We start from the raw sequence: 25,095 nt of genomic DNA, 5'->3' as shown, positions 1-25,095 counted from the left end.
ATGCAGAGCATATAGTGTCATGAATAAAAGTAAACCCAGAATAGATCAACAACATCATTGTGATGTTCTTATCATTGGTGCGGGTGCAGCGGGATTATCACTTGCATTAAAATTAGCTAAACACGCAAAAGTTAACGTCTTAAGTAAAGGTAAGCTAGCAGAAGGCTCTACCTATTATGCACAAGGCGGTATAGCGGCTGTTTTTTCTGAAACAGATAAAGTGGATCACCATGTTAATGACACTTTAATTGCGGGCGCAGGTTTATGTGATGAAGACGCAGTGCGATTTACGCTTAGTAATGCCAAAGAAAGTATCGAATGGCTTATTGATACCGGTGTAGAATTTGATACCGAAGTCGATGCGAACGGTAAAACGCAATATCACCTCACTAAAGAAGGCGGACATTCACATCGCCGTATATTACACAGCGCAGACGCGACCGGTAAAGAAGTAGAAAATACACTGCTGAGCGCAGTAAAAGAACATAAAAACATTACCTTAATGGAAGGCTACAACGCCATTGACCTGATCACCAGTCGTAAATTAAAACTACCTGCAAACCGAGTGCTAGGTGCCTATGTTTGGAACCGCTCTGCGGAGTGCGTTGAAACTATCCAAGCAAGTTTTGTTGCACTAGCAACAGGCGGTGCAAGTAAAGTATATCAATATACCAGTAATCCGGATGTATCAAGTGGCGACGGTATTGCGCTCGCATGGCGTAGTGGTTGCCGCGTCGCGAATATGGAATTTAATCAATTTCATCCCACTTGTTTATTTCACGCGGACGCAAAAAACTTTTTACTGACCGAAGCTTTACGCGGAGAAGGTGCCTTACTACTACGCCCTGACGGCACGCGGTTTATGCCTGATTTCGATGAACGTGGAGAGCTTGCGCCTCGCGATATTGTTGCTCGTGCGATTGATTTTGAAATGAAACGTCTGGGCGCCGATTGTATGTATTTAGATATCAGCCATAAGCCCAAAGAATTTATTGTGAAGCATTTCCCGACTATTTATCGTCGCTGTTTATTACTTGGTATCGATATTGCTCACCAACCCATGCCAATTGTCCCTGCGGCACACTACACTTGTGGTGGTGTTATGATCGATCATAATGGTCAAACAGATGTCGATGGCTTATATGCCATTGGTGAAGTGACTTATACCGGATTACACGGTGCAAATCGCCTGGCATCAAATTCACTTTTAGAGTGTATTGTTTATGCGCATGCTTGTGCAAAAGACATTATTAATCGCTTAACTTTTTGTAATAAACGCAAAAAAGTCAACATTCCAATCTGGGATGAGAGTCAAGTAACCAACTCAGATGAAGAGGTAGTGATCCAACATAACTGGCATGAACTGCGTTTATTTATGTGGGATTACGTGGGGATTGTGCGTACTGATAAACGCTTAGAGCGCGCCAAACACAGAGTACAAATGTTGCAACGAGAAATTAATGAGTATTATAGTAACTTTAAAGTGGGTAATAACTTACTAGAACTAAGAAACTTAGTACAAGTGGCTGAGCTTATCATCCGTAGTGCAACCGCGCGTAAAGAAAGTCGTGGCTTACATTACAATCTAGATCATCCTAATTTATTAAAGGATCCTAAACCCACCATTTTAACCCCCGTTGAAAAAGAAACACTTTAAACTTGGTGCTCACTATTGATTAGTCGCGCCAATAGATGATATTCGGGAGGGCTCAACGCATCCCGATAAATCAATATTGAATAAGAGGTTCTTTTTTGCAGTAAATGCTTATTTGGCTGCAAATGTAACACTAAGAAAAAACGATTATAATAAGAAGACGTTTTAATTTTTCCAACCCACGCGATCCCTTGCTCATCTCTTATCTTTAAATCGCCATCATCACTTAATTGTAATTGATAATGACGATGTGCGACCCTTTTGGCGTCTTGCAACGCCCATAAAAACAACAACAAATATAATGGCACATTAAACCAAGACAAGTCTGTATGACTAATAAGCACTAGAATGATTAAGAGGTACAGACCAAAAACACAACACCCCGCATATAACGAGGGCTGTACCCTTATGTTATGCTTTAACGCGCTGCAAGATGACATGGATCATATCAGCAAGATCTGGGTCGACACATTTATCATGGCCCATAAACCACGCAAAAAGATCCGGATCTTCATGCGTTAACAAGCGTTGGAAAGTAAGTTGCTGCGAATATTTTAAATCATCAAACGCTTCTTTAACAAAGGGCATAAATAAAACGTCTAGCTCCAACATACCTCGACGACAAGCCCATAATAAACGTGATTTATTGATCTCTTCCTGCATTTTGATTGCCTTTTAAAATAAGATATCTATATATCATAGCAACAAAAATTTATTAACAACAAGTACTGACAAATCACCTTGTGAGCGATACCATTATAAAAAGATATAATCACAGTATATGAGGCACAAATGCTTAAACTTAATCAATTAGATAATATTAGTCAATTAGCTGATCTTGTTATATGCCCCCTAGATAGCTGGGATGTTATCGCAGTACAAGGTGAGGATAGGATCTCGTTTTTACAGGGACAATTAACCTGTGATATCAATAGCCTAAAGATAGGAGAACAGACATTAGCCGCACAATGCACACCCCAAGGCAAAGTCTGTAGTTTATTTCATGTCATTTTATTAGAAGACAGAGTGCTTTTTCTACAACCTAGCTCAGTAACCGAAAAACAACTTACCGCCTTACAAAAATACGCTGCGTTTTCAAAAGTAAAAATTCATAAAGATAGTGAATATCAAGCGATTACATTATTAGGTGAAAAATCTAGTGATTTCATTAGCCAAGAGTTAACAACAGAAAACATATCAAAATCTGGGCTATTACTGCCTAATGGTATGCATATAAGTAAACAACTGACCCCTTCTCTGCGCTATTTATTAGTGCTTAAAAAGGAACAAGGCAGTGCGCTCTTGAAACAATTAGAAGATAAAGCAACCTACCATGACGATAGCTTATGGAATGCCATGAATATTGCAGCCGGTATGGCTTTTATTGAAGAGATAAACAGCGAAAAATTTATACCGCAAATGTTAAATCTTCAAGCGCTCGATGGCATAAGCTTCACCAAAGGGTGTTATATTGGTCAAGAAACAATAGCACGCGCTAAATATAGAGGTGCGAATAAACGTGCGTTATTTATTTTAAGTGGGCACGCAAGTTGTGCACCTAAAGCGGGTGATACGCTGCAACTTCTACTTAATAATCAATGGAAGCGTATCGGTAGTGTGATTTCGGCTTGCCAATATGGCGATGCACATATTGAGGTGCTGGCCGTTTTACCAAAAGATAGCCAAGCTGATGATATATATCAAATAAAAGAAATTGAAGGATCTACATTATATCTCGTCGCCCTGCCTTACCCATTAGATAATTAAACACCAAAGTCTCGTTGTATAGGGCCATGTTTCTCTCTTTATAAGTAACATGGCCAAAGATCCTGCATATTTAGCTTATTTCCCAGCCATTGCAAATAGTGTTATCATGCTCACACTTTATACAACCGCTATAGGTCTAATGATTGAATCCTGAAATTAAAAGATTACGTGATAAAGCTGATCAATTTAATCGCTTACGGATCCAATCTGCACAAGTCTTAATGACCGAAAATGAGTACAACGTATTTCAAACCTTTCCTATTTTACTACATTATAACCAAGTCAATTTACCCGGTTATATTAATAGCGATGTACCCATTGGCATTTGCCAATTCCAGATCACTGCCAAACAAACTCAACTTCTCTCACAATTTTTAAACGTCGATAAACTCTACAAAACGTCTCAAAGTTGTGACATTCTCGGCTTATATGCCATGGGAAGTACTTCTTCAATCGGCCAATGCTCACACAGTGATTTTGATATATGGATCTGTTATCCCCATCAAATTGACAGCAGACGCATTCAATTATTAAATGAAAAAGCAACCTTGATCACGGCATGGGCTGAGACGTTTAATGTTGAATTAAACTTTTTCTTAATTCCAGATAATAAGTTTAGAGTTAAAAATAATGCGGGAATGAACAGTGATTCTTGTGGCTCTTCACAGCATATGTTGCTGCTAGATGAATTTTATCGCACCGCTCTGCGCGTCGCTGGTAAACGTATATTATGGCCTCTTATTCCGATCGATCACGAAAAAAACTATAATGAATACGTAGAAAATCTATATAAAAACAAAGAGTTGAATGAAAATGATTGGCTCGATCTCGGTGGCTTTTACCGTATACCAGCAGAAGAGTATTTTGGCGCAACCCTTTGGCAACTTTATAAAGGGATTGATACACCTTATAAAGCCGTTTTAAAAACCATTCTCATGGAAGCTTATTCTTCTGAATATCCAAATACTGAACTGGTTGCCATGTCATATAAACGATGCTTTCAAAATCAAGCGCATTATGACGAAAGACTAGATCCGTATTGTTTAATGCTAGAAAAAGTAACACATTACTTGATAAAAATAGATGACTTAAAACGTTTAGATGTCGTCAGGGCTTGTTTTTACCTTAAAACCGAAGAAAATTTATCGACACCTTGCCATAACAATAATACAGCATGGCGACGCACCATATTAAACCGCTTTATCAATCAGTGGCAGTGGGATGAAAATCAGATCCTTGATTTAGATAACCACCTTAATTGGAAAGTGTGCGCCGTAGAAAAAGCGCAAAATGTATTACTTGATGCCTTAATGATAAGTTATCGAAAATTACACAGCTTTGCACGTCGTAATAATATCTCTGAATCCATCAGCGTTGAAGATCTCGGGATATTATCTCGCAAACTCTATGCCGCGCATGAAAAACTTCCCGGTAAAATAGATCTGATCAATGCCAATGGCAGACATAATTTAAGCGAGCCTGATCTTAGTTTTATTCAAGTACCCGAAAACAGAAAAAGTAATAATGCTCCCGGTTGGTACTTGTATAACAGCTCTCTCGATAACCACAGTTTAATCAACACGCCTCTTTTAATGCATAGCCAGTATTTATCTAAATTAATTGCTTGGTGTCATTTTAATGGTTTATATAAAAAACAAACACAATTGTATTTATATAATCAAGGCTCAGATCTTATGGATGCAAAACTCAACCAATTTATGGATGATCTGCACTCAATATTCCCTTTGCGCATTGCAAAAGCAACCAATAAAGCATTAACCCAGCCGTGTGAAATCAAGCACTTAGCTATATTTTTAAATGTCGAAAAAGATCCAACTCAGCATTGGCAAGACACCACCGAAAGTAACAATGACGAAATAGGCAATGTACTATCTTATGGCATCAATGATGAATGCTTGATCGGTAGTATCGATTTAATTTATCGAAACTCTTGGAACGAAGTCCGTACCTTGCACTTTAATAGTAATTATTCCGTTGTTGAAGCACTAAACACCTTGCTCGGGAAAATGCATCAAGATGCAAAACAGCCTGAAAAAATAGAAATATTTAGTTACAGTCGGCACTTTAAAAAACAACTTAGCGATACTTTTTTAACGAAACTACAAGAATTTATACAATTACGTCTAACGACTACCTCGCGCAAATCATTACAAACATTATGGACAGGTGGCAAGAAATTTGGATTCTACTTTGAGCGTACGGGCGTTTCACTACAACATTTAGAAAGCTCGGTTGATATCTACAGCCATATTTCTGAGAAAAAAGTGTCTTCTAGTGCCATTAATTTAAGAAATACACATTTTGAACAAACCGTAGAAATGATTGAATCACATCTTAGTGAAGGCTTGATCCAATTCTTTTTTGAAAATCACGAACATGGTTTTAATGTTTACATTGCCAATGTCGATAATGAAATAGAAACATTTCAACATTTCTCTGGTAATAAAGATGATTTAGTTAAAAGCGTCAATCGTTTTTACGCATCGAACCGCACTCAAAGTGATAATACGAACAATACAATCAACTTCAGTTTACCGCAATTTTATGATATTCAATTAGAAGCACAAGAAGGACTATCATTACGCTCTTTTAAAGGGGCAATAAAAAACCAATAAGAGACTGATATATTGTATATATGTAACATTTTAGCGAAAACAGACACAGACTTCTAGAAGTCTATTTGCCATCATTACCAACAACAGCTAAAATACCCTTCTAAAATTATTGATTTAAGTGAATAGGATATTTTCATGTCTAAAGATTGGAACGGTGAATATATCAGCCCATATGCTGAGCACGGGAAAAAAAGTGAACAAGTAAAAAAGATCACAGTTTCTATCCCCACCAAAGTATTACAAATTTTAACTGATGAACGTACGCGTCGACAAATTAACAATTTACGCCATGCCACTAATAGTGAATTGCTTTGTGAAGCTTTTTTACATGCTTATACGGGTCAACCCTTGCCTGATGATGACGATTTAGATAAAAACAAAGAAGTATAAGATAGAGCCTCTTTACTCACAGGGGCCTCTGTATTTCCCTCTTCTGCTTTTTCTTCAATATAAAAAGAATCCCTCATATACTTTTTCATCCTAAGTACAACCCTGCGTTGTGAGTTTTGAAGTGAGAACAACTATCTCCTACAACTCACGCCTTGATAGTGTTAATTTTTCCGGCGCAATACATGAAAACTTAATTAATTCCTTTGGTATAACAAAAAAGCCCCTTATTGACGCGCAACAAGGGGCTTTTTAAAAATAAAAACAAATTAGATATTAATCTTCTTTATTCATATGCACATCCATTTGTGGATATGGGATCTCAATTTCAGCTTCATCTAACGCATTTTTAATCGCTTCCATTAACGCAAAGCGTGCAGGCCAGTAATCGCCACTTTTTACCCAAGGACGAACCACTAAATTAACACTAGAATCTGCTAGCTCAGCAACCGCTATTTGTGGTTGTGGAGATTTTAAAATTAATTCATTAGCCTTAACAACGGCTTCTAATACCGCTTTCGTTTTCGCTAAATCCGCATTGTAACTAACCCCAATCGTAAGATCGATACGGCGGGTTGGCTTGCGAGAGTAATTCACAATGTTGCCACCTAAAATCGCTGAATTAGGTACAACAACAAATTTATTGTCCACTGTTATCAATGTGGTTGCAAAAATTTGCACTGACTCAACGCTACCTGCAACGCCCGCAGCTTCAATATATTCGCCAGCCTTAAAAGGACGTAACATGATAATAAGCACGCCGGATGCAAAGTTTGAAAGTGATCCTTGTAATGCCAAACCAATCGCTAAGCCTGCAGCACCAATGATCGCAATGAAGGACGTAGTTTGTACACCGATACGACCTAATGCAGCAATCACCACAAAGGCGACAATCACATATTTCACCATGTGTGCAACAAAATCAACGATCGTGCTGTCTAATTTACGCTTAGTCATGATTTTATTTAACGTATTAGAAATCATACTCGCGGCCATCATACCAATGACAATAGTGGCAATCGCGGCAACAATATTAAATCCATACTCAATTAATAAACCTTGATTGTTATTAACCCAATCAAAACTTTTATCTACAACATTGATGCCATCAACAAGTTTATCTACTACAACCTCTTTTGTTGCATCAACCGCTTCTATTACAATTTTCCCATCTGACATATTTATACCCTTATTTAGCTTTGTTTTAGTTGGTTATAAAAGAATGACCACTGAACTTTAAAGTTTTGAGTCGGTTTTTGTTTAAATTGACTGCGTACAAATTGATGCATGCGCCCTTCTACATAAGCCAATAACATATTCGCTAATACAGCTTCATCCATTTGTAGTTTAGCACCATCTAACATCGGTTTTTCTCGTAAAATCTGTTTTATTTGAGACTCTAACTTTTGAAAAACATGTTCAATACGCGCTTGTAAACGTTCGTTCTCACCTTGGAGAGCATCCCCCGTTAATAAGCGACTGATACCAGGATTTTGCTCTGCAAATCCCAATAAGAAATGCATAATGTGTTCAATACGAGTAAAGGTTTGCTTTTGTTGATCTTTAATAATATTGATCTGAGTAAAAATAGTTGATTCAATAAAATCGATTAAGCCTTCAAACATGCGCGCTTTACTTGGAAAGTGCCGATATAGCGCAGCTTCAGATACACCCACTTGTTTTGCAAGCTTTGCAGTCGTAATACGTTGTCCCGGTTTCCCTTCCAGCATTTCAGCAAGGGCACGTAAAATGTCATCCTTGCGATTTATCTTTTTTTTCACTGTTGTTGTAACCATGTTCACCAATTCCCTCTGTTATAGCTTACCCGTATGCCCAAAACCACCTTCACCTCTGTCTGTCTGGGTAAAGCTTTCTACCACATCAAACGAGACCTGTACTACGGGTAGAAAAACTAATTGAGCAAGGCGCTCACCCGGTACAAGTGTAAAAGATGTCTGACTCCGATTCCAACAAGATACCATTAAAGGGCCATGATAATCCGAATCAATCAGCCCAACCAAATTACCCAGCACAATACCATGTTTATGACCTAAACCCGAACGTGGTAAAATTGTTGCGGCCAAAGTGGGATCGGCAATATGGATAGCAATACCCGTTGCAATCAGTTTTGTTTCTCCTGGTGCAAGGATTAAAGGCTCGTCAATACAGGCACATAAATCCACTCCCGCTGAGCCTGACGTTGCATGCTTAGGAAATGGAAATTCATGACCAATACGAGGATCAAGTATTTTAAGTTGGATCTGTTTCATTTTTTTTGCTCTCGCGTTAAGGTTTTTTTATATTGTTCTGCGATGATATTCAATAACTGCCGAGCCACTTCTTGTTTATCAGCAAGCTTGATATCAAACTTTTGTCTACTGGAAAACACCGTTAGAGCATTTTGGTCACTATTGAAACCTTGCCCCTCTTTCGCCACGTCATTAGCGGCGATTAAATCTAAGTTTTTACTTTTTAATTTCGCTTTAGCGTACTGTTCTAGGGATTGTGTTTCTGCAGCGAAGCCGACACAATAAGGTCGATTTTCATGTTTAGCTACGCTTGCGATAATATCAGGGTTTTTCACTAAGCAAAGTGTTAACTCTTCATCTTGGGATGTTTTTTTTATTTTTTGCTGACAAATATCTTTTGCTCGATAATCAGCTACCGCGGCGCACCCAATAAAAATATCGCACGGCCCTAATGTATTAAGGCTCGCGGTGAGCATCTGTTGCGCGCTGATGATTTTTTCTCGGCGTACTTTTGGAGGCGTTGGCAAAGGTGTAGGACCACTTATTAATGTGACATTTGCGCCCCACTGGGCGGCCACAGAAGCGAGTGCAAAGCCCATTTTACCTGAACTATGATTGCTAATATAACGCACAGGATCTAATGCTTCTTGGGTAGGGCCTGCCGTAATAGTAATATTAATACCTTGTAAGGTACTTTCTTGAGGCGTAAAAAAGGCAACGACACGTTGCACTAAGTCATCCGTATCTAGCATTCGACCCGGGCCTATATCACCACACGCTTGTATCCCTTCACCCGGACCCCATATTAGAAAATGACGTTTTTCTAATATTTCTAAATTATATTGGGTGGCTGCTGCTAAATACATATTCATATTCATCGCAGGTGCGATCACAATTGGCGCCGTAGAAGCTAAGCAGAGGGTTGTCAGTAACTCATCGGCAAAACCACTGTGTAGGCGTGCGATTAAATTGGCCGTTGCAGGAGCAAGCAAGATCATATCCGCCCATTTACTTAATTCAATATGACCCATTCCCGCCTGTGCCTGTGGATCTAACAAGGACGTTGCGACCATATGCCCTGAGACCGCTTGCATCGTCAGTGGTGTAATAAATTCTTGTGCAGATTTCGTCATTACCACACGTACATCAGCACCTTGATCTTTTAGGCGTCGCGTCAGCTCTGCACATTTATATGCGGCAATGCCTCCCGAAATTCCCAATAATATTTTTTTTCCCACTAACAAATGCGTAGCAATAGACATAAACAAAACTCGTCAATAAAAGGAGGCCTAGAATAACACAAACCCCTTTCTCAATATGTGACAAAATAAAAGAGATTTAAAATAATGCATTACAATTTTAATACGTTGAACTTTAAATAAAACAAAAAAAAAGCGAAAAAAAACATCTAATTTGATCTTTTAATCGCCTTTTTATCGCGTATTTATATTGAAAATAAATGCCGTAATTAAAGGTAGCAGAACTCTTAAAAAAAACGTTATATTAGCGTTAAAAAATAATCTAATAATGGCTGTTTTAAGGCTAAAAACAGCTATAAATCCACTATTTTAAACTTTAATTTATTGCTGTTTTTTTGTTCGATTTCGGGTTGAAAAACCCTAAATAACAATTATTTTGCAAAAAATGGCTAGATTTAAGACATTAATTCACACTTCTGTTGATCTTTCATACTCAATCATGTATAAAATGCGCCCTCGACGCCTTTGGCGACGGCTAAAAAAGGTGTTCGACTATTTTGCTCGAGTAAAACTATTATTTTGGAGACTAAGACATGTCTAGAGTATGTCAAGTTACAGGTAAGCGTCCCGCTACTGGTAACAATGTATCACACGCAAAGAACCGCACACGACGTCGTTTCTTACCAAACCTTCAATCCCATCGTTTTTGGGTTGAAAGTGAGAACCGTTTTGTTAAATTACGCCTAACTACTAAAGGTATGCGTATCATCGACAAAAAAGGTATTGATACAGTTCTTGCTGATATCCGTGCTAATGGTATTAAAGTTTAAGGAGCAGTAAAATGCGCGATAAAATTCGTTTAAATTCAAGTGCTGGTACTGGCCATTTTTATACTACTGATAAAAATAAAAAGACTATGCCTGGAAAATTTGAGATCAAAAAGTTTGATCCTGTTGTACGTAAGCATGTTATGTACAAAGAAGGCAAAATCAAGTAATTTTGATTTTATCTAAAAAGAAACCCAGTCTATACTGGGTTTTTTTATATCTAAAAAAGGAGGGAAATATGCGTTTATCTAAAAGAGGTTGGAATAATGTACTGATTTTCGGCATTTTGATCATCTTCTTTCTTTTTAATTTTAGCCAGAAACTATTATTAAAAGTAAAACATAATGATCACACCTTGATTGACTCACAGTTAGTCATTATAGAAATTAAAACACCTGACTTTAGCCTTAAACGTAATGGAAGAAGCTGGATAAGTGAGCCTTCTTTAGGTTTATCTGAAGAGCAACTGGCCCTGCTAGTACATAATTGGCAAAATATTGAGCTCCCTTCAGAAGCTATTGTAAAAACACCGAATGATCCCTTTGTTATGCAAGTTTACACCGCCAATAACGCACAACCCATCATTATTCAATTGATCCAGCAAGGCGATCATTATTTGCTGCAGCGCAATAATGAACAGGCTCTGTTACTCAATCAACAACAATTACCTTTATTTTTAGGTCAATAATATATTTATCCCGATGCATATCAGTAAGCCAGATGGGTTTAGTATCTGATCTAATATGGATATCTTATTGTAAGGAGAGAATGTGCCTGAATTGCCAGAAGTTGAAACGACACGCCGTGGCCTTAGCAAATATATTCTTGCTAAAAAAATAACTCGTATTGATATCCGCCAAAGGCAATTACGTTGGGAGATCCCAACGGATCTAAGCGTTCACCTAGTGCAAAAAGAACTATTATCCATTGATCGACGTGCTAAGTATTTGTTACTTAACTTTAACTCCGGCACGTTATTAATACATCTTGGTATGTCGGGTAGTTTACGCGTTTGTAATTTAAACACGCCCCCTGAAAAACACGATCATGCCGACTTTATCTTTGATTCTTGCCTATTGCGTTATACCGACCCGAGACGTTTTGGTGCTATTTTATGGCTAGGCTCTGATCCTTATGCACACAAGTTACTCAGCCATCTTGGCGTAGAGCCTTTAACGGAACAGTTCAGCGGAGAATATCTACATCACCTGAGTAAACGACGAAAACTGCCCGTTAAACAATTTATTATGGATCAAAAGGTGGTAACCGGTGTCGGTAATATTTATGCAACCGAAGCGCTTTTTTTAAGTGCGCTTCGGCCCACACGTAGTGCCAGTCAGATATCTCTCGCACGTTATCAGCGATTGGTTTTAGAAATAAAAAAAGTGTTAATACTGGCAATCGAGCAAGGTGGCACCACCTTAAAAGATTTTGTCGGTGGAGATGGGAAACCGGGATATTTTCAACAAACCTTACATATTTATGGAAAAGCAGGAGCGCCTTGTCCCTCTTGTCAAAAACCTTTAGATGCCATCAAGCTCGCGGGACGCAATAGCGTGTTTTGTGCACACTGCCAAACATAAAAAAAGAGCGATGAAACTCCAAGCTCTTTATGCGCCAAAAAAACCACCTAAAGAAGAAAGGAGATAAAAGGCGGTTTAGGTGTTAATACTTGGTTTTAAGGGGGCTGTGTGCGTTTACGGAGCAGTAAGGCGCTTTATTTACAATGTGCTCGTTGAGGAATTGACTTATTTCTGATCTTGCTGTTTTTCCCGTAAAGCTTGCAAAACGATCAATGGCGCGAACTGCCGAATATCTCCACCATGTTTAAAAACTTCTTTTACGACAGTCGACGATATAAAACTACTTCGGCTACTGGCAACCAATAAAATCGTTTCTAACTGTGGATCTAATACTTTATTAAGATGCGACAATTGCATCTCATAATCGACATCTCCGCTACCACGGATGCCTCGCACTAACGCCACCGCCTCATTTTTCTTGGCAAAATCAGCTAACAATCCACAAAAAGGCACAATTTCAACATTACCGATATCTGCACTGGCTTGTCTAAGTAGTGCGCAACGCTCATCTATACTAAAAAGTGTTTTTTTACTGTCGTTAAGTGCCACAGCCACAATGACTTTATCAGCAAGGCGCGCCGCCCGCGTTAATAAATCCAAATGTCCAAAGGTCACCGGATCGAACGTTCCAGGGAAAATAACTGTTTTCATTTTTAACAATCTCGCTTAGTTTTAACAAACACGCTACAACTTTCAGTGTGCATTTTTGTACTCAATGCATCATTTCCCGAACAAATCATTGTCTCAGCGTGACAGAATAAAATAAATGTTTTGATTATTATTTATCTTGCTCTATCGTTTAAAGATAAGCAATTAAAGGGAGATCAAAATATGATGGCTCACAAAAAACTGCTCAATGAAATAACACGAAGCACTTTACTTACTTGCTCTTTATTTATGTTGTTTGATGTTTTTATACAAGGCTATCAGCCTTATCATCTGCTTGCACTATCTGCTGTAACGCTTTTAGGCGCAACGTCTATCTACCTACGCAAACGTTTTCTATATATTGAACACAAATAAAATCATTTAAAAACAATGCTTTCGCCAGATTGTTTGTAAATAGCTTTACTTAAAAAACTTAAAAACTCGGCGCCACTGCGATCATCAATCCACAACCCATCTTTATGATCATAGTGGTGACCATTTTCAATAGTTGCCAGCCAAACCTGTTGTAACGGTTGCTGACGATTAATAATAAGTTTACTACGGTTATCAAATTCAAGGGTTAATAACCCCGCATTCCTGTCACAATCTACACTCGCGCCAGATTCTTCAATACAATCTTCAATTTTTTGATATAACTGCTCAATTAACTCTAAATATTCGCTATCATTCATTTTACTTATCCTTTGCTTTTAACCATGAAATGCGATTATATACTGGTGCAAGTTAAAGATGCAAAATCCACCCATGAAAATGCAACATAAATACAACAAATACCAGGCACACGTGTAATGAAAATATAACGTGCTAGTATTATTCAACGAGAATATGCCATGAAAAAGCGATATAAAATCTTAGCTCCAATATTATTACTGACGTTTTTGAGTGCTTGTGGCATGAGTGGCCCTTTATATCGCGTTCAACCGCCACAACAAAAAGAAGTGATACAACAGGTAGATACGAACAATAAAACAGAGCAAACCAATGTAATAGCGGGTAATACCAAAGTAACTAAACGATGATCCGTCTTGCTTGTTGAAATTATCCTGCGCTGTGAGTTTTGAAGTGAGATCAACTATCTCCTGTAACTCACGCCTTGCTAGTGCTAATTTCCCCTGAGTAATACACGATTCATTAATTGCATTGGTATAACTAAACGAGATCACTGAGACATATAAAATAAAGAGGGTTTAAAATTGGATCACTTTAATTATCAAACAGACGGGCGTCTTTTTGTGGAAGATGTTGCCATTGAAGATATCATTAAAAAAGCGGGAACACCTGCTTATGTCTATTCACGCGCCACCATTGAGCGTCACTGGAAAGGTTTAGATAAAGCAGCCAGCGCTTACCCGCATATGATTTGCTACGCTGTTAAAGCCAACTCTAATCTAGGGGTTTTAAATATCATGGCGCGCTTAGGATCGGGTTTTGATATCGTCTCTGCGGGTGAACTACTGCGCGTGATCCAAGCCGGTGGCGATCCTAAAAAAGTGGTTTTCTCTGGCGTCGGTAAAACAGAGATTGAAATAGCAACCGCATTACAAGCCTCTATCTTTTGTTTTAATATTGAGTCTATCTCAGAGTTATATCGCATAAATAGTGTGGCTCAAAGCTTAAACATAAAAGCACCCATTTCTATTCGCATTAACCCCAATATTGATGCCGGCACACATCCTTACATCTCAACGGGATTGAAAGAAAATAAATTTGGAATCGAAATTGAACAAGCTCTCAATGTTTATCTCCTTGCAGAGCGTCTTGAATTTATTGAGATAAAAGGCGTAGATTGTCATATTGGATCACAAATAACCACATTAGCCCCTTTTCTTGAAGCGCTCGATAAATTACTCGTTTTAATCGATGAGTTAGAAGAGGTAGGTATCACTATTACGCATTTGGATTTAGGGGGTGGCTTAGGCGTACCTTACCAAAATGAAACACCACCTGAGCCTGAAGACTATATGCGTGAAATCATCAAGAAAATGGGCTCTCGAAACTTAAAATTATTGTTTGAACCCGGTCGTTCTATTATGGCCAATGCGGGTGTATTAATAACTAAAGTTGAATATTTGAAAATTAATGAGCAAAAAAACTTTGCCATTGTCGATGCCGCCATGAATGATTTGCTACGCCCTGCTTTATATAATGCATGGCAAGAAATTATTCCGATTAATAATAAACTACAAACCTCAACGATTCGACCTGAGCGTAATTATGATATCGTAGGCCCAATTTGTGAAAGTGCTGATTTCTTAGGTAAAGATCGTACGTTGTCTGTTGCAGAAGGTGATTATTTAGCCGTACGTAGCAGTGGCGCTTATGGATCAACAATGAGCTCTAATTATAATTCTCGTTGCCGCCCCGTAGAGGTCATGGTCGACTCTGAAAAAGCCTTTATTGTACGAGAGCGAGAAGAACATCGTAACTTATGGGCAGGTGAACATGTTTTACCTTAGGAATAAATAAATGAATATCCAATTTTCAAAGATGCAAGGTCTCGGCAATGACTTTATGGTCATTGATAATATCACCCAAAGTGTCTTTCTCTCTAAAACTGCGATCCAACGTTTGGCCGATCGAAATTTTGGTATTGGATTTGATCAGTTACTTTTAGTTGAGCCTCCTTACGATCCTGAACTTGATTTTCACTACCGCATATTTAATGCAGATGGTAGTGAGGTTGAACAGTGTGGTAATGGTGCGCGTTGTTTTGCTCGCTTTGTTAAATTAAAAGGCTTAACCCAAAAACGCGTGATCAACGTGAGTACGGCCAAAGGCAAGATACAACTAAAAATAGAGCAAGATGGTAATATCACCGTGGATATGGGTAAACCTATTTTTGATCCGCATAAGATCCCTTTTGTTGCTAAAAAAGAAGAAAAAACCTACATCTTACGAGTGCAAGAGCATACTGTGATTTGTGGTGTTGTTTCTATGGGGAACCCGCATTGTGTTGTCTTGGTCGATGATATCGATAGCGCCCCCGTCGATACTCTCGGTCCTTTACTTGAAAACCATGAACGTTTTCCCAATAAAGTTAACGTATCTTTTTTAGAAATAAAAAGCCCTGATTATGCTAAGTTGCGCGTTTGGGAACGTGGCGTGGGAGAAACACTTGCCTGTGGTACGGGTGCTTGCGCTGCTGCTGTCATTGGACAATTACAAGGTAAGCTCGCCACACATTGTACTATTGAACTTCCCGGTGGAAAACTAAAGTTTTTTTGGCAAATGGGACAAAGCGTACGCATGACCGGCGCCGCTGAATTTGTCTTTGATGGACAAATTCAAATTTAAAAATGATCCCTCCCTATTATCAATCTGGATTGATAATAGGGTTATTGCACTCTCTTCTTCTTTTAATATACGCACAAGCATTTGATAAAAACCATGAGATTACAAAAACAAATAGATCGCTACCTCAACCATATTGCGAGTCAGCGAGGCTTAAGTCCTATCACGATTAAAAATTACTCTCGAAACCTCGCCGAATTTATAAGCTTACTTGAACCTCAAAATATAAAATCATGGCAAGACTTAAACAGCGATCATGTACGCCTGATCATCAAAGAGCTACACCAAAAAGGTATAAAGTCGCGATCCATTGCCACCAAAATATCCGCGTTACGTTCTTTTTTAGAGTTTTTAGTACAAGACGAAGTCTTAACGTTTAACCCTGCCAAAGGCGTTGTCACGCCAAAACTGAATAAGCCCCTACCAAAGAACATTTCTGTTGATGAGGTTTTTCAGCTCCTTAATATTCATGAGGATGATCCTTTAAGTTTACGTGACCAATGTATGATGGAGCTTATGTACTCTTCGGGGTTACGTTTAAGTGAACTCGTAGGGATTGATTTAAAAGACTTAAAACTGCGCGAAGCAGAAGTAATGGTTTTGGGAAAAGGCAGTAAACAGCGTTTATTACCGATCACTAAAAAAGCAGTCGAGAGCCTTAGAGCGTGGCTGAAAGTTAGGCCTGAACTTTGTGAGTCCGGTGAGCAAGCACTCTTTGTGTCCAAACAAAAAAAACGAATATCCGCGCGAAATGTACAGATGCGTATGGAAAAATGGGGCTTACAGCAACAACTGCCAAGCCACCTTAATCCACATAAATTACGCCACTCTTTTGCAACGCATATGTTAGAGTCAAGTGGCAACTTACGCGCAGTGCAATCACTATTAGGTCATGCGAACTTATCGACCACTCAGGTTTATACACACTTAGACTTTCAACATCTAGCAGAGGTGTATGATAAAGCGCATCCACGTGCCAAACGGAAGAAATAATGAAATTTTATCGCCCTTTAAAATCGTTTAAAGTGATCAGTTTTGATCTTGATGACACGTTATACGATAACCACCCCATCATTAAAAAAGCAGAAAGTGATTTTCTCTGTTATTTAAATAAAACCTATGCGCATTTAAGCGAATTAAACGCACATCAATGGGGCTTATATAAAAATCATTTACTGCGAGAGCGCCCTGAGTTAATGGATGATGTTTCACTATTACGCCTTGAATTACTCAAGCGTATTATGTGTATTTACGGCATAACACCCTATAAAGCGATTGCCTATGCAGAGCAGGCTTTAACTGAATTTTTACGCTTACGCAGTAACTTTACTGTGCCAGCAGCAAGTATTGATTTACTGCAAAAATTAAGCGCGCATTATCCCGTAATAGCTATCACCAATGGTAATGTCGATACACATCAAATTGGCCTAGCGCATCATTTTAAATTTGTTTTAAAAGCCGGTGATGGTTACAAAGCAAAACCACATGCAGATCTGTTCAACCAAGCAGCTCTACGTTTAAATGTAAGCGTAAGTGATATTGTGCATATTGGAGACAATTTAGTCTCTGATGTTTTTGGTGCTCAAAATAGTGGCGCGCAATCTATTTGGTTAAATGAAAATAAACAGTCTCTAGCTGACGCAAAGTTATTACCGACAGTTGAAATTACACAGCTAAATCAACTATACTCACTACTGATTAAATAGACAGGTGTAATTTAATGGATGTTTCATACTTAATTGATGGTTTAAATGACTTTCAACGCGCAGCGGTTTCTTGCCCACAGCAAAACATGCTCGTACTTGCCGGTGCTGGCAGTGGTAAAACACGCGTTTTAACGCACCGTATTGCTTGGTTACTTGAAGTTGAGCATATCCCTACTTACGGTATTTTAGCGGTGACTTTTACTAACAAAGCAGCTAAAGAAATGCGCGCTCGTATCAATGCTATCTGTCCACAACAAATATCTGGCATGTGGATTGGCACTTTCCATGGTATTGCACATCGCCTGTTACGCTTACATTTTCAAGAAGCCAACCTTCCCGAGCATTTTCAAATTATCGACAGCGATGATCAACAAAAAATGATCAAACGTCTGATCAAAGTCCTCAATTTAGATGATAAATATTACCCGGCAAAAGAATTACAGTGGTATATCAATGACAAAAAAGATGAAGGCTTACGCGCTAAACATATTGATGCAGGCTACAGCATGCAAGAAAAGCAACGCTTACAAGTCTACAAGGCTTATGAAGAAGCCTGTCAGTTATCTGGTTTAGTTGATTTTTCTGAGCTTTTATTACGTACTCATGAACTTTTATTAACTCACCCCGCTTTGTTGCAACACTACCAACAACGTTTTAAGCATGTTTTGGTCGATGAGTTTCAAGATACCAATAAATTACAATATGCTTGGCTCACTTTACTCACTGATGCGGATAATTTTTTAACCATTGTGGGTGATGATGATCAATCTATTTATGGCTGGCGTGGTGCAGACATTGAAAATATTCAACGTTTCTTAAAAGAAAAAGAAAATCCGATCACCATTCGCTTAGAGCAAAACTACCGCTCTACCGGGCACATTCTTAATGCATCTAACCAATTAATAAAAAATAATAGTGACCGTTTAGGTAAAGAATTATGGACCAGTGGTGAAGATGGCGATCCGATTGCTATTTATAACGCCTTTAATGAATATGATGAAACGCGTTATGTGATAGCGCAGATCCAAAAATGGGAAAGGGAGAGTAACAAACTCTGTGATTGCGCTATTTTATACCGTAGTAATGCACAATCGCGACTTTTTGAAGAGCAATTAATGGCAAATCAAATTCCTTATCATATTTATGGGGGACAGCGTTTCTTTGATCGCCTCGAAGTAAAAGACAGTATCGCTTATTTACGCCTGATGAATAATCATAATGATGACGCTGCATTTGAGCGCATCGTCAATAAGCCAAAACGTAAAATTGGTAATACAACCCTCGATAAAATTCGCCTCTGTGCGCGCGAGCAAGGCTATACACTCTGGCATGCTAGCTGTTATTTAATTGAAGCTAAACAGCTCAGTGCCGGTGCAATGCGATCGTTGGAAGCATTTATTGACTTAGTGAGTCGCTTTAAAGGTGAAACCTCTGAGTTACCTTTGTTTCAATTAATGGATCATATTATCAATCATTCTGGCTTAAAAGAGATGTTCGCCAACGAAAAGGGTGAAAAATCACGAAGCCGTATTGAAAATTTAGAAGAACTTGTCTCTGCCAGTAAAAGTTTTACGATGCCAGAAGAAGAGCAAGAGATGGATGAGTTAACCGCATTTCTTGCTTATGCGGCGCTCGAATCCGGTGATAATCAAGCCGATGAATTTACCGATGCAGTGCAACTTATGACGATGCACTCGGCTAAAGGCCTGGAGTTTTCACAAGTCTTTATGGTTGGCGTAGAAGAAGGGATGTTTCCAGGGCAACGCTCCATAGAAGATCCGTCGCGTTTGGCAGAAGAGCGCCGCCTTTGTTACGTGGGTATGACGCGCGCTAAGCAAAAACTGACCATTTGCCATGCCGACAGTCGCCGTTTATATGGACAAGAAAAATTCCATAAGCCATCGCGATTTATTGCAGAGTTACCGGATGAAGATATTGCGTTTATTCGCATGAAAACACAAGTGAAGCGCGCCCAACCCAACGTTGAAAAAAGTTATGCCAGTGCGCCCACTCAAGATGTTTTAGGCTTTGAACTAGGGCAACAAGTAAAACATGCAAAATTTGGAGAAGGCACCATTATTGCGCAAGAAGGCAGTGGTGAAAATAGCCGCTTACAAGTACATTTCTCAGATGTCGGCAGTAAATGGTTAATGACCGCTTACGCAAGACTTGAGCATGTTTAATTGAGGATGTGATGCGCATCGAAATGCTTTTAAAGGTTATGATGCGCTTTAAATGTTCTGATAGGTAGTCCCTTAATATTTAAGCGCGTTAGCGAGCACTCCGTTATTTTTATTTGGGTAATCAATAACGAATAAAAAGCGATCTAATATAGCCACTCAAACTCATCTTTTACTTGTTATCAGTAGACAAAAAACAAGCGTTCAACGAGTCATTGCGCACCACCTGCCCTGATTTAGGTAATATATAAGTCAATAAAGTACTTATTTTTACATGATCACTAAAGTTAATGCCTGAGTTGTACGATCCCCCTAGTTTTCCCCGCCGATAAATTGTAATATTCTAATCTTAACTCTTTAGTCTTTATCAATTGGTGAATAATCTATGAAAGCTTTTATCCAACAGCAACTTGAGCAAGTGATCGTTTTACTCCAAAAACAACAAATTCTTCCTGAAGATATTCAACCTCGCCTTGTTATAGACCGAACAAAAGATAAATCACACGGTGACTTTGCAAGCAACCTTGCACTTATGTTAGCAAAACCTGCAAAGCAAAATCCTCGTGCATTAGCAGAGCTGATTGTTAAAAATTTACCGACTTCAGATATTATTATTAAAACTGAAATTGCTGGACCTGGTTTTATTAACTTTTTTATCAACCCAAATTATCTTGAAAAGCAAATCGACAGTGCTTATGCAAGTGAGCGTTTAGATGTTGAATTAACCGAAGTGCCACAAACCGTCGTTATCGATTATTCGTCTCCTAACCTTGCAAAAGAAATGCACGTAGGACACTTACGCTCAACGATTATTGGCGACTCTGTGGTACGCGCTTTAGAATTCCAAGGCAACAATGTCGTCCGTCAAAACCACGTAGGGGATTGGGGAACACAATTTGGAATGCTACTTGCCTACATGGAAGAGCTACGAGCTGAAGGCCAAGAGATCAAGAAAGATCTTGCTAACCTTGAAGTATTTTACCGCGCTGCTAAATGTCGTTTTGATGAATCAGAAGCCTTTGCAGAGCGTGCTCGCCACCTTGTCGTTGAACTACAAAATGGCAATGAAGAATGTCTCGTATTATGGACTGAATTTAAAGAGATCAGTATTTCTCACTGTCAAGATGCCTACCGCCGTTTAGGTGTAAGCCTTGAACGTAAAGATGTTCGTGGTGAAAGTGCATATAATGACGATCTGTCTAATGTTATCCGCGACCTAAAAGAAAAAGGTTTATTACAAGAAAGCCAAGGTGCTAATGTCGTTTTCTTAGACCGCTTTAAAAACAAAGAAGGTGAGCCTCTTCCTGTTATTATTCAGAAAAAAGATGGTGGTTTCCTTTACGCAACCTCTGACTTAGCGGCTATCCGTTACCGTCAATCAGTATTAAACGCTAACCGTGTTCTTTACTTTGTAGATGCACGTCAAGGACTACACTTCCAACAAGTCTTTGAAGTGGCACGTTTAGCCAGTTTTGTTAAAGAAACAACACCGCTAGAGCACATGGCATTTGGTACGGTTATGGGTGAAGATGGAAAACCTTTCAAAACACGTACAGGCTCAACCCCTAAACTTGCAGATTTGTTAACAGAAGCAGAAGAACGTGCTTATGTGTTAGTAAAAGAAAAAAATCAAGATATGCCTGAAGATGAACTACGTCACATTGCTGCCGTTGTCGGTATTGCTTCCGTTAAATATGCAGATTTATCTAAAAATCGTACCAGTGATTACGTCTTTAATTTTGATAGCATGCTTAGCTTTGAAGGCAATACAGCGCCGTACCTTTTATATGCATATACGCGTGTAGCGAGTATCTTTAAGAAAGCTAAAATAGATATGGACAGCATCACTCAAGATATTTCTTTCACTGATGAAAAAGAAAAAGATCTGGCTAATAAAATCATGCAATTCAATGAAATTATTAAACAAGTGACAAAACAAGGTATGCCTCACTTCTTGTGTTCTTACTTATTTGAACTTGCTGGATTATTCTCTAGCTTCTATGAAGCATGTCCAATCCTAAGTGCACCAACAGAAGCGCAAAAACAAAGTCGTTTAAAATTAGCTGCATTAACTGCTAAAACATTAAAACAAGGCTTATCATTACTTGGTATTAATACCTTGGAGCGCATGTAAAAATGGCAAAACGGCCGGTAAAACGTACTACTCGTAAACGCCCTGTTAGTAAAAGAAAGCAGGCTAAAAAAGGCTTTCCTTTTTTAGCGGTTACGATTGCTACTTTATTAATAGGCTTTATCGGCTATTTTGTTTTTGCAGTAGATAAACCAGAACCAATAAAAGTCGTGCAACCAACGATTGTAAAAAAAGTAGACCTATTACCAGAGAAGCCTGAGCCTCGCTGGGAATATGAGCAAGCATTAAAAGTAAAAAAAGTAGAAGTTGATATCCCTGAGAAACAATTATCTACCCGCCCTTACTTGATGCAATGCGGATCATTTAGAAACTTAAAGGATGCCGAAACGCTTAAAGTACGCATTGCGTTTCAAGGTCTAAATACCGTTATCAAAAAAACCAATAATTGGTATCGCGTAGTACTTGGGCCTTATGAGCGTAAACGCCTCGCCGAAAAAGACAGGCATAAGTTACAACGCGCCCGTATTGATGGCTGCATGATCTGGTACTGGAACTTATAAGTATATATAAGAAGCGTAAATGAAAATTTACGCTTCTTGCTTTTTAGCCCTTGAATTATTGCATCCTCCCCCTTATATCTAGTAGATACACTTTAATAAATAGGTAATAAAAATGACGACGATTGTTTCAGTACGTCGCGGCAACCAAGTAGTTGTCGGTGGTGATGGTCAAGTTTCTCTCGGTAATACCGTCATGAAAAGTAACGCTCGCAAAGTACACCGTTTATACAATAACCAAGTAATTGCCGGTTTTGCCGGGGGCACTGCGGATGCATTCACGCTATTAGAGCGATTCGAAGCCAAATTACAAGCGCATCAAGGTAACTTAGAGCGCGCAGCCGTTGAGCTTGCAAAAGATTGGCGAACCGACAAGATGTTACGCCGACTAGAAGCATTGCTCGCCGTAGCAGATGCTAAGCATTCATATATTATCACCGGTAATGGGGATGTTATTCGCCCAGAGAACGATTTAATTGCCATTGGCTCTGGTGGTAATTTTGCACAATCGGCAGCCATGGCGCTTCTTGAAAATACCGATTTAGATGCCAAAACCATTGTTGAAAAAGCACTGACTATCGCAGGAAATATCTGTGTATTTACCAATACTACTCAAACGATTGAAGTTATCGACTTTGAAAGTAGTGAGAAATAGGAATATAACACATGTCAAATATGACCCCGAAGCAAATTACTGCTGAATTAGATCGCCACATTATTGGTCAAAACAAAGCCAAGCGCGCAGTCGCTATTGCCTTGCGTAACCGCTGGCGCCGTATGCAACTCGATGAAGAAATTCGCCAAGAAGTGACGCCAAAAAATATACTTATGATCGGCCCAACAGGTGTGGGTAAAACTGAAATTGCACGTCGCCTTGCAAAACTTGCACATGCCCCTTTTATTAAAGTTGAAGCCACTAAATTTACCGAAGTGGGCTATGTGGGTAAAGAAGTCGAATCTATCATTCGCGATCTCGTTGAGGTATCTATAAAACTCACCCGCGAAGAAGATATGAAAAAAGTGACGACTAAAGCGGCTGATATTGCTGAAGACAAAATCTTAGATATCTTGATCCCCCCAGCTAAAACGTCCGGTGAATGGGACACAAGTAATGATGTTGTTGAAGATGGTGCAGCTCGTCAATCTTTTAGAAAAAAATTGCGCGAAGGAAAGCTCGACGATAAAGAAATTGAAGTTAGCGTTCCAAGCCCACAAATCGGCGTTGAGATAATGGCGCCTCCGGGCATGGAAGAGATGACCAATCAATTGCAAGGTATGTTCCAAAACCTTGCCGGTAAAAATGAAAATAAAAAACGCAAAATGAAAATAAAAGATGCGTTAAAATCCATAATAGAAATAGAAAGTGCTAATTTGATCAATCAAGACGACATTAAAGAGCGCGCTATTTTTGCAGCCGAAAATCATGGTATCGTTTTTATTGATGAGATTGATAAAATTTGTAAACGTGGTGATAGTAGTGGTCCCGATGTATCTCGTGAAGGAGTACAACGTGACCTTCTACCTTTAATTGAAGGCTCTACTGTCAGTACTAAATATGGCATGGTGAAGACGGATCATATGCTCTTTATTGCGTCTGGTGCCTTCCAAGTTGCACGCCCCTCTGATTTGATACCTGAATTACAAGGCCGTTTACCTATTCGAGTTGAACTTGAAGCGCTCACAGAAGAAGACTTGTCGCGCATTTTAACCGAGCCTAAAGCCTCTTTAAGTGAGCAGTATCAAGCACTCTTAGCAACAGAAGGTGTGAGCATTGAATTTACTCAAGATGGTATCGATAAAATTGCGCATTCTGCTTGGCATGTTAATGAAACCACTGAAAATATTGGTGCGCGTCGTTTGCATACATTAATGGAGCGCATAATGGATGAACTCTCTTATGAAGCCTCTGATCGTAAAGGTGACAGTGTGATCATCGATGCACAATATGTTGCAAATAGACTTGATGATGTTATTAAAAATGAAGACTTAAGCCGCTTTATTTTATAAAAAACAGCTCTATATAAGGCGCTTTTATTTCCTGATAGCGCCTTTATTTCAATACCAACACTGCACATAAAAATGATTTAACTCAACAATGTCAATGCGTTAAAACATCACTCATACAACATGCCCTAGCCCCCACCAAAAACCCATCAATCCTAAATTTATTTTAATGCCATTGAGTCAACAAAAACGACGACACAAAGTGTCACAAAATCATCCGTTTTAGACAAACTTTAGACAACTTTAGCGGTTAATCTGCTCACTGGATCTGAATAGGACACGTTAAATTTGAAT

At 38.9% G+C, this 25,095-nt stretch carries 27 protein-coding genes; 19 read left to right on the top strand and 8 right to left on the bottom strand.

The window, feature by feature from the left end; translation table 11 throughout:
• Positions 1 to 19 precede the first annotated feature (19 nt).
• On the top strand, positions 20 to 1,657 hold the full coding sequence (nadB, locus tag PCNPT3_RS00475) for an L-aspartate oxidase (RefSeq protein WP_015463907.1): 1,638 nt from the start codon (positions 20 to 22) through the stop codon (positions 1,655 to 1,657).
• Here nadB and PCNPT3_RS00470 read toward each other — a convergent pair.
• Both PCNPT3_RS00470 and PCNPT3_RS00465 read right to left on the bottom strand, forming a co-directional pair.
• A complete protein-coding gene (locus PCNPT3_RS00470; RefSeq protein WP_083900306.1) occupies positions 1,654 to 2,094 on the bottom strand; it encodes a protein YgfX in 441 nt (146 codons plus the stop codon). The two genes, nadB and PCNPT3_RS00470, sit on opposite strands and share 4 nt — an antisense overlap.
• Positions 2,066 to 2,317 carry an FAD assembly factor SdhE gene (locus PCNPT3_RS00465; protein WP_015463905.1) on the bottom strand — a complete coding sequence of 84 codons (252 nt, stop codon included), beginning with the start codon at positions 2,315 to 2,317 and terminating at the stop codon, positions 2,066 to 2,068. The genes PCNPT3_RS00470 and PCNPT3_RS00465 overlap by 29 nt, the downstream gene beginning before the upstream one ends.
• Positions 2,318 to 2,446: 129 nt before the next feature.
• Between PCNPT3_RS00465 and ygfZ the strand changes: the two genes are divergently transcribed.
• The 3 genes from ygfZ to metJ all read left to right on the top strand — a co-directional run bounded on the left by ygfZ (position 2,447) and on the right by metJ (position 6,447).
• Positions 2,447 to 3,421 carry a tRNA-modifying protein YgfZ gene (ygfZ, locus tag PCNPT3_RS00460; RefSeq protein WP_015463904.1) on the top strand — a complete coding sequence of 325 codons (975 nt, stop codon included), beginning with the start codon at positions 2,447 to 2,449 and terminating at the stop codon, positions 3,419 to 3,421.
• Between the two features lie 143 nt (positions 3,422 to 3,564).
• Positions 3,565 to 6,057 carry a class I adenylate cyclase gene (locus tag PCNPT3_RS00455; RefSeq protein ID WP_015463903.1) on the top strand — a complete coding sequence of 831 codons (2,493 nt, stop codon included), beginning with the start codon at positions 3,565 to 3,567 and terminating at the stop codon, positions 6,055 to 6,057.
• A 135-nt stretch (positions 6,058 to 6,192) separates the two neighbouring features.
• Positions 6,193 to 6,447, top strand: coding sequence for a met regulon transcriptional regulator MetJ (gene metJ / locus PCNPT3_RS00450; RefSeq protein ID WP_015463902.1), 255 nt, complete (start codon positions 6,193 to 6,195; stop codon positions 6,445 to 6,447).
• A gap of 273 nt (positions 6,448 to 6,720) precedes the next feature.
• Here metJ and mscS read toward each other — a convergent pair whose 3' ends face one another.
• From mscS to coaBC, 4 genes are read right to left on the bottom strand one after another with little or no spacing between them, the layout of a single operon-like run.
• A complete protein-coding gene (gene mscS, locus PCNPT3_RS00445) occupies positions 6,721 to 7,623 on the bottom strand; it encodes a small-conductance mechanosensitive channel MscS (RefSeq protein WP_015463901.1) in 903 nt (300 codons plus the stop codon).
• 14 nt (positions 7,624 to 7,637) lie between these two features.
• A complete protein-coding gene (gene slmA, locus PCNPT3_RS00440; protein ID WP_015463900.1) occupies positions 7,638 to 8,240 on the bottom strand; it encodes a nucleoid occlusion factor SlmA in 603 nt (200 codons plus the stop codon).
• Positions 8,241 to 8,258: 18 nt separating this feature from the next.
• Positions 8,259 to 8,714 (bottom strand): dUTP diphosphatase, encoded by a 456-nt coding sequence (dut, locus tag PCNPT3_RS00435; RefSeq protein WP_015463899.1) that lies wholly within the window; start codon positions 8,712 to 8,714, stop codon positions 8,259 to 8,261.
• Entirely contained in the window at positions 8,711 to 9,955 is a 1,245-nt protein-coding gene (gene coaBC, locus PCNPT3_RS00430; protein ID WP_015463898.1) for a bifunctional phosphopantothenoylcysteine decarboxylase/phosphopantothenate--cysteine ligase CoaBC, read from the bottom strand. Before coaBC ends, dut begins: the two co-directional genes overlap by 4 nt.
• Before the next feature lie 530 nt (positions 9,956 to 10,485).
• On the opposite strand from coaBC, the gene rpmB reads away from it, so the two are divergent.
• The 4 genes from rpmB to mutM all read left to right on the top strand — a co-directional run bounded on the left by rpmB (position 10,486) and on the right by mutM (position 12,302).
• Complete coding sequence (gene rpmB, locus PCNPT3_RS00425) at positions 10,486 to 10,722, top strand: 50S ribosomal protein L28 (protein ID WP_015463897.1); 237 nt, start codon at positions 10,486 to 10,488, stop codon at positions 10,720 to 10,722.
• Between the two features lie 11 nt (positions 10,723 to 10,733).
• Positions 10,734 to 10,889, top strand: coding sequence for a 50S ribosomal protein L33 (gene rpmG, locus PCNPT3_RS00420; RefSeq protein WP_015463896.1), 156 nt, complete (start codon positions 10,734 to 10,736; stop codon positions 10,887 to 10,889).
• A 68-nt stretch (positions 10,890 to 10,957) separates the two neighbouring features.
• Positions 10,958 to 11,407 (top strand): hypothetical protein, encoded by a 450-nt coding sequence (locus PCNPT3_RS00415; RefSeq protein WP_015463895.1) that lies wholly within the window; start codon positions 10,958 to 10,960, stop codon positions 11,405 to 11,407.
• 82 nt (positions 11,408 to 11,489) lie between these two features.
• Positions 11,490 to 12,302 carry a bifunctional DNA-formamidopyrimidine glycosylase/DNA-(apurinic or apyrimidinic site) lyase gene (gene mutM / locus PCNPT3_RS00410; RefSeq protein ID WP_015463894.1) on the top strand — a complete coding sequence of 271 codons (813 nt, stop codon included), beginning with the start codon at positions 11,490 to 11,492 and terminating at the stop codon, positions 12,300 to 12,302.
• A gap of 165 nt (positions 12,303 to 12,467) precedes the next feature.
• Here mutM and coaD read toward each other — a convergent pair whose 3' ends face one another.
• Positions 12,468 to 12,953: a pantetheine-phosphate adenylyltransferase gene (gene coaD / locus PCNPT3_RS00405; RefSeq protein WP_015463893.1), complete on the bottom strand. Its 486-nt coding sequence runs from the start codon at positions 12,951 to 12,953 to the stop codon at positions 12,468 to 12,470.
• 180 nt (positions 12,954 to 13,133) lie between these two features.
• Between coaD and PCNPT3_RS00400 the strand changes: the two genes are divergently transcribed.
• A complete protein-coding gene (locus PCNPT3_RS00400) occupies positions 13,134 to 13,325 on the top strand; it encodes a hypothetical protein (RefSeq protein ID WP_015463892.1) in 192 nt (63 codons plus the stop codon).
• Between the two features lie 2 nt (positions 13,326 to 13,327).
• On the opposite strand, the gene cyaY is transcribed toward PCNPT3_RS00400, so the two are convergent.
• Positions 13,328 to 13,642, bottom strand: a complete 315-nt coding sequence (gene cyaY, locus PCNPT3_RS00395) for an iron donor protein CyaY (protein ID WP_015463891.1) — start codon at positions 13,640 to 13,642, stop codon at positions 13,328 to 13,330.
• 159 nt (positions 13,643 to 13,801) lie between these two features.
• Between cyaY and lptM the strand changes: the two genes are divergently transcribed.
• The 10 genes from lptM (at position 13,802) to hslU (ending at position 24,804) form a co-directional block, all read left to right on the top strand.
• Positions 13,802 to 13,990, top strand: a complete 189-nt coding sequence (lptM, locus tag PCNPT3_RS00390) for an LPS translocon maturation chaperone LptM (RefSeq protein ID WP_015463890.1) — start codon at positions 13,802 to 13,804, stop codon at positions 13,988 to 13,990.
• Between the two features lie 174 nt (positions 13,991 to 14,164).
• On the top strand, positions 14,165 to 15,427 hold the full coding sequence (lysA, locus tag PCNPT3_RS00385; RefSeq protein ID WP_015463889.1) for a diaminopimelate decarboxylase: 1,263 nt from the start codon (positions 14,165 to 14,167) through the stop codon (positions 15,425 to 15,427).
• A 10-nt stretch (positions 15,428 to 15,437) separates the two neighbouring features.
• On the top strand, positions 15,438 to 16,265 hold the full coding sequence (dapF, locus tag PCNPT3_RS00380) for a diaminopimelate epimerase (protein WP_015463888.1): 828 nt from the start codon (positions 15,438 to 15,440) through the stop codon (positions 16,263 to 16,265).
• A gap of 93 nt (positions 16,266 to 16,358) precedes the next feature.
• Positions 16,359 to 17,255 carry a tyrosine recombinase XerC gene (xerC, locus tag PCNPT3_RS00375; protein ID WP_015463887.1) on the top strand — a complete coding sequence of 299 codons (897 nt, stop codon included), beginning with the start codon at positions 16,359 to 16,361 and terminating at the stop codon, positions 17,253 to 17,255.
• Positions 17,255 to 17,968: an HAD-IA family hydrolase gene (locus PCNPT3_RS00370; protein ID WP_015463886.1), complete on the top strand. Its 714-nt coding sequence runs from the start codon at positions 17,255 to 17,257 to the stop codon at positions 17,966 to 17,968. Before xerC ends, PCNPT3_RS00370 begins: the two co-directional genes overlap by 1 nt.
• A gap of 14 nt (positions 17,969 to 17,982) precedes the next feature.
• On the top strand, positions 17,983 to 20,151 hold the full coding sequence (uvrD, locus tag PCNPT3_RS00365; protein ID WP_015463885.1) for a DNA helicase II: 2,169 nt from the start codon (positions 17,983 to 17,985) through the stop codon (positions 20,149 to 20,151).
• A gap of 382 nt (positions 20,152 to 20,533) precedes the next feature.
• Positions 20,534 to 22,282 (top strand): arginine--tRNA ligase, encoded by a 1,749-nt coding sequence (gene argS, locus PCNPT3_RS00360; protein WP_015463884.1) that lies wholly within the window; start codon positions 20,534 to 20,536, stop codon positions 22,280 to 22,282.
• Between the two features lie 2 nt (positions 22,283 to 22,284).
• Positions 22,285 to 22,800 carry an SPOR domain-containing protein gene (locus PCNPT3_RS00355; protein ID WP_015463883.1) on the top strand — a complete coding sequence of 172 codons (516 nt, stop codon included), beginning with the start codon at positions 22,285 to 22,287 and terminating at the stop codon, positions 22,798 to 22,800.
• A gap of 112 nt (positions 22,801 to 22,912) precedes the next feature.
• Positions 22,913 to 23,452, top strand: a complete 540-nt coding sequence (hslV, locus tag PCNPT3_RS00350) for an ATP-dependent protease subunit HslV (protein WP_015463882.1) — start codon at positions 22,913 to 22,915, stop codon at positions 23,450 to 23,452.
• 11 nt (positions 23,453 to 23,463) lie between these two features.
• Positions 23,464 to 24,804, top strand: coding sequence for an ATP-dependent protease ATPase subunit HslU (hslU, locus tag PCNPT3_RS00345; RefSeq protein WP_015463881.1), 1,341 nt, complete (start codon positions 23,464 to 23,466; stop codon positions 24,802 to 24,804).
• Positions 24,805 to 25,095: the final 291 nt, after the last annotated feature.

This window comes from Psychromonas sp. CNPT3 (assembly GCF_000153405.2).
GTDB lineage: Bacteria > Pseudomonadota > Gammaproteobacteria > Enterobacterales > Psychromonadaceae > Psychromonas.
This window is presented reverse-complemented; position numbering and strand designations above follow the sequence as displayed.

What these genes read in the sequence shown, in the direction of transcription:
- hslV (WP_015463882.1), top strand. Translation starts at nt 22,913, where the DNA reads ATGACGACGATTGTTTCAGTACGTCGCGGCAACCAAGTAGTTGTCGGT.
- dapF (WP_015463888.1), top strand. Translation starts at nt 15,438, where the DNA reads ATGAATATCCAATTTTCAAAGATGCAAGGTCTCGGCAATGACTTTATG.
- PCNPT3_RS00465 (WP_015463905.1), bottom strand. Translation starts at nt 2,317, where the DNA reads ATGCAGGAAGAGATCAATAAATCACGTTTATTATGGGCTTGTCGTCGA.
- metJ (WP_015463902.1), top strand. Translation starts at nt 6,193, where the DNA reads ATGTCTAAAGATTGGAACGGTGAATATATCAGCCCATATGCTGAGCAC.
- xerC (WP_015463887.1), top strand. Translation starts at nt 16,359, where the DNA reads ATGAGATTACAAAAACAAATAGATCGCTACCTCAACCATATTGCGAGT.
- cyaY (WP_015463891.1), bottom strand. Translation starts at nt 13,642, where the DNA reads ATGAATGATAGCGAATATTTAGAGTTAATTGAGCAGTTATATCAAAAA.
- PCNPT3_RS00370 (WP_015463886.1), top strand. Translation starts at nt 17,255, where the DNA reads ATGAAATTTTATCGCCCTTTAAAATCGTTTAAAGTGATCAGTTTTGAT.
- rpmB (WP_015463897.1), top strand. Translation starts at nt 10,486, where the DNA reads ATGTCTAGAGTATGTCAAGTTACAGGTAAGCGTCCCGCTACTGGTAAC.
- PCNPT3_RS00470 (WP_083900306.1), bottom strand. Translation starts at nt 2,094, where the DNA reads ATGTCATCTTGCAGCGCGTTAAAGCATAACATAAGGGTACAGCCCTCG.
- nadB (WP_015463907.1), top strand. Translation starts at nt 20, where the DNA reads ATGAATAAAAGTAAACCCAGAATAGATCAACAACATCATTGTGATGTT.
- coaBC (WP_015463898.1), bottom strand. Translation starts at nt 9,955, where the DNA reads ATGTCTATTGCTACGCATTTGTTAGTGGGAAAAAAAATATTATTGGGA.
- PCNPT3_RS00415 (WP_015463895.1), top strand. Translation starts at nt 10,958, where the DNA reads ATGCGTTTATCTAAAAGAGGTTGGAATAATGTACTGATTTTCGGCATT.
- ygfZ (WP_015463904.1), top strand. Translation starts at nt 2,447, where the DNA reads ATGCTTAAACTTAATCAATTAGATAATATTAGTCAATTAGCTGATCTT.
- slmA (WP_015463900.1), bottom strand. Translation starts at nt 8,240, where the DNA reads ATGGTTACAACAACAGTGAAAAAAAAGATAAATCGCAAGGATGACATT.
- lptM (WP_015463890.1), top strand. Translation starts at nt 13,802, where the DNA reads ATGAAAAAGCGATATAAAATCTTAGCTCCAATATTATTACTGACGTTT.
- rpmG (WP_015463896.1), top strand. Translation starts at nt 10,734, where the DNA reads ATGCGCGATAAAATTCGTTTAAATTCAAGTGCTGGTACTGGCCATTTT.
- dut (WP_015463899.1), bottom strand. Translation starts at nt 8,714, where the DNA reads ATGAAACAGATCCAACTTAAAATACTTGATCCTCGTATTGGTCATGAA.
- mscS (WP_015463901.1), bottom strand. Translation starts at nt 7,623, where the DNA reads ATGTCAGATGGGAAAATTGTAATAGAAGCGGTTGATGCAACAAAAGAG.
- PCNPT3_RS00400 (WP_015463892.1), top strand. Translation starts at nt 13,134, where the DNA reads ATGATGGCTCACAAAAAACTGCTCAATGAAATAACACGAAGCACTTTA.
- PCNPT3_RS00355 (WP_015463883.1), top strand. Translation starts at nt 22,285, where the DNA reads ATGGCAAAACGGCCGGTAAAACGTACTACTCGTAAACGCCCTGTTAGT.
- coaD (WP_015463893.1), bottom strand. Translation starts at nt 12,953, where the DNA reads ATGAAAACAGTTATTTTCCCTGGAACGTTCGATCCGGTGACCTTTGGA.
- uvrD (WP_015463885.1), top strand. Translation starts at nt 17,983, where the DNA reads ATGGATGTTTCATACTTAATTGATGGTTTAAATGACTTTCAACGCGCA.
- argS (WP_015463884.1), top strand. Translation starts at nt 20,534, where the DNA reads ATGAAAGCTTTTATCCAACAGCAACTTGAGCAAGTGATCGTTTTACTC.
- hslU (WP_015463881.1), top strand. Translation starts at nt 23,464, where the DNA reads ATGTCAAATATGACCCCGAAGCAAATTACTGCTGAATTAGATCGCCAC.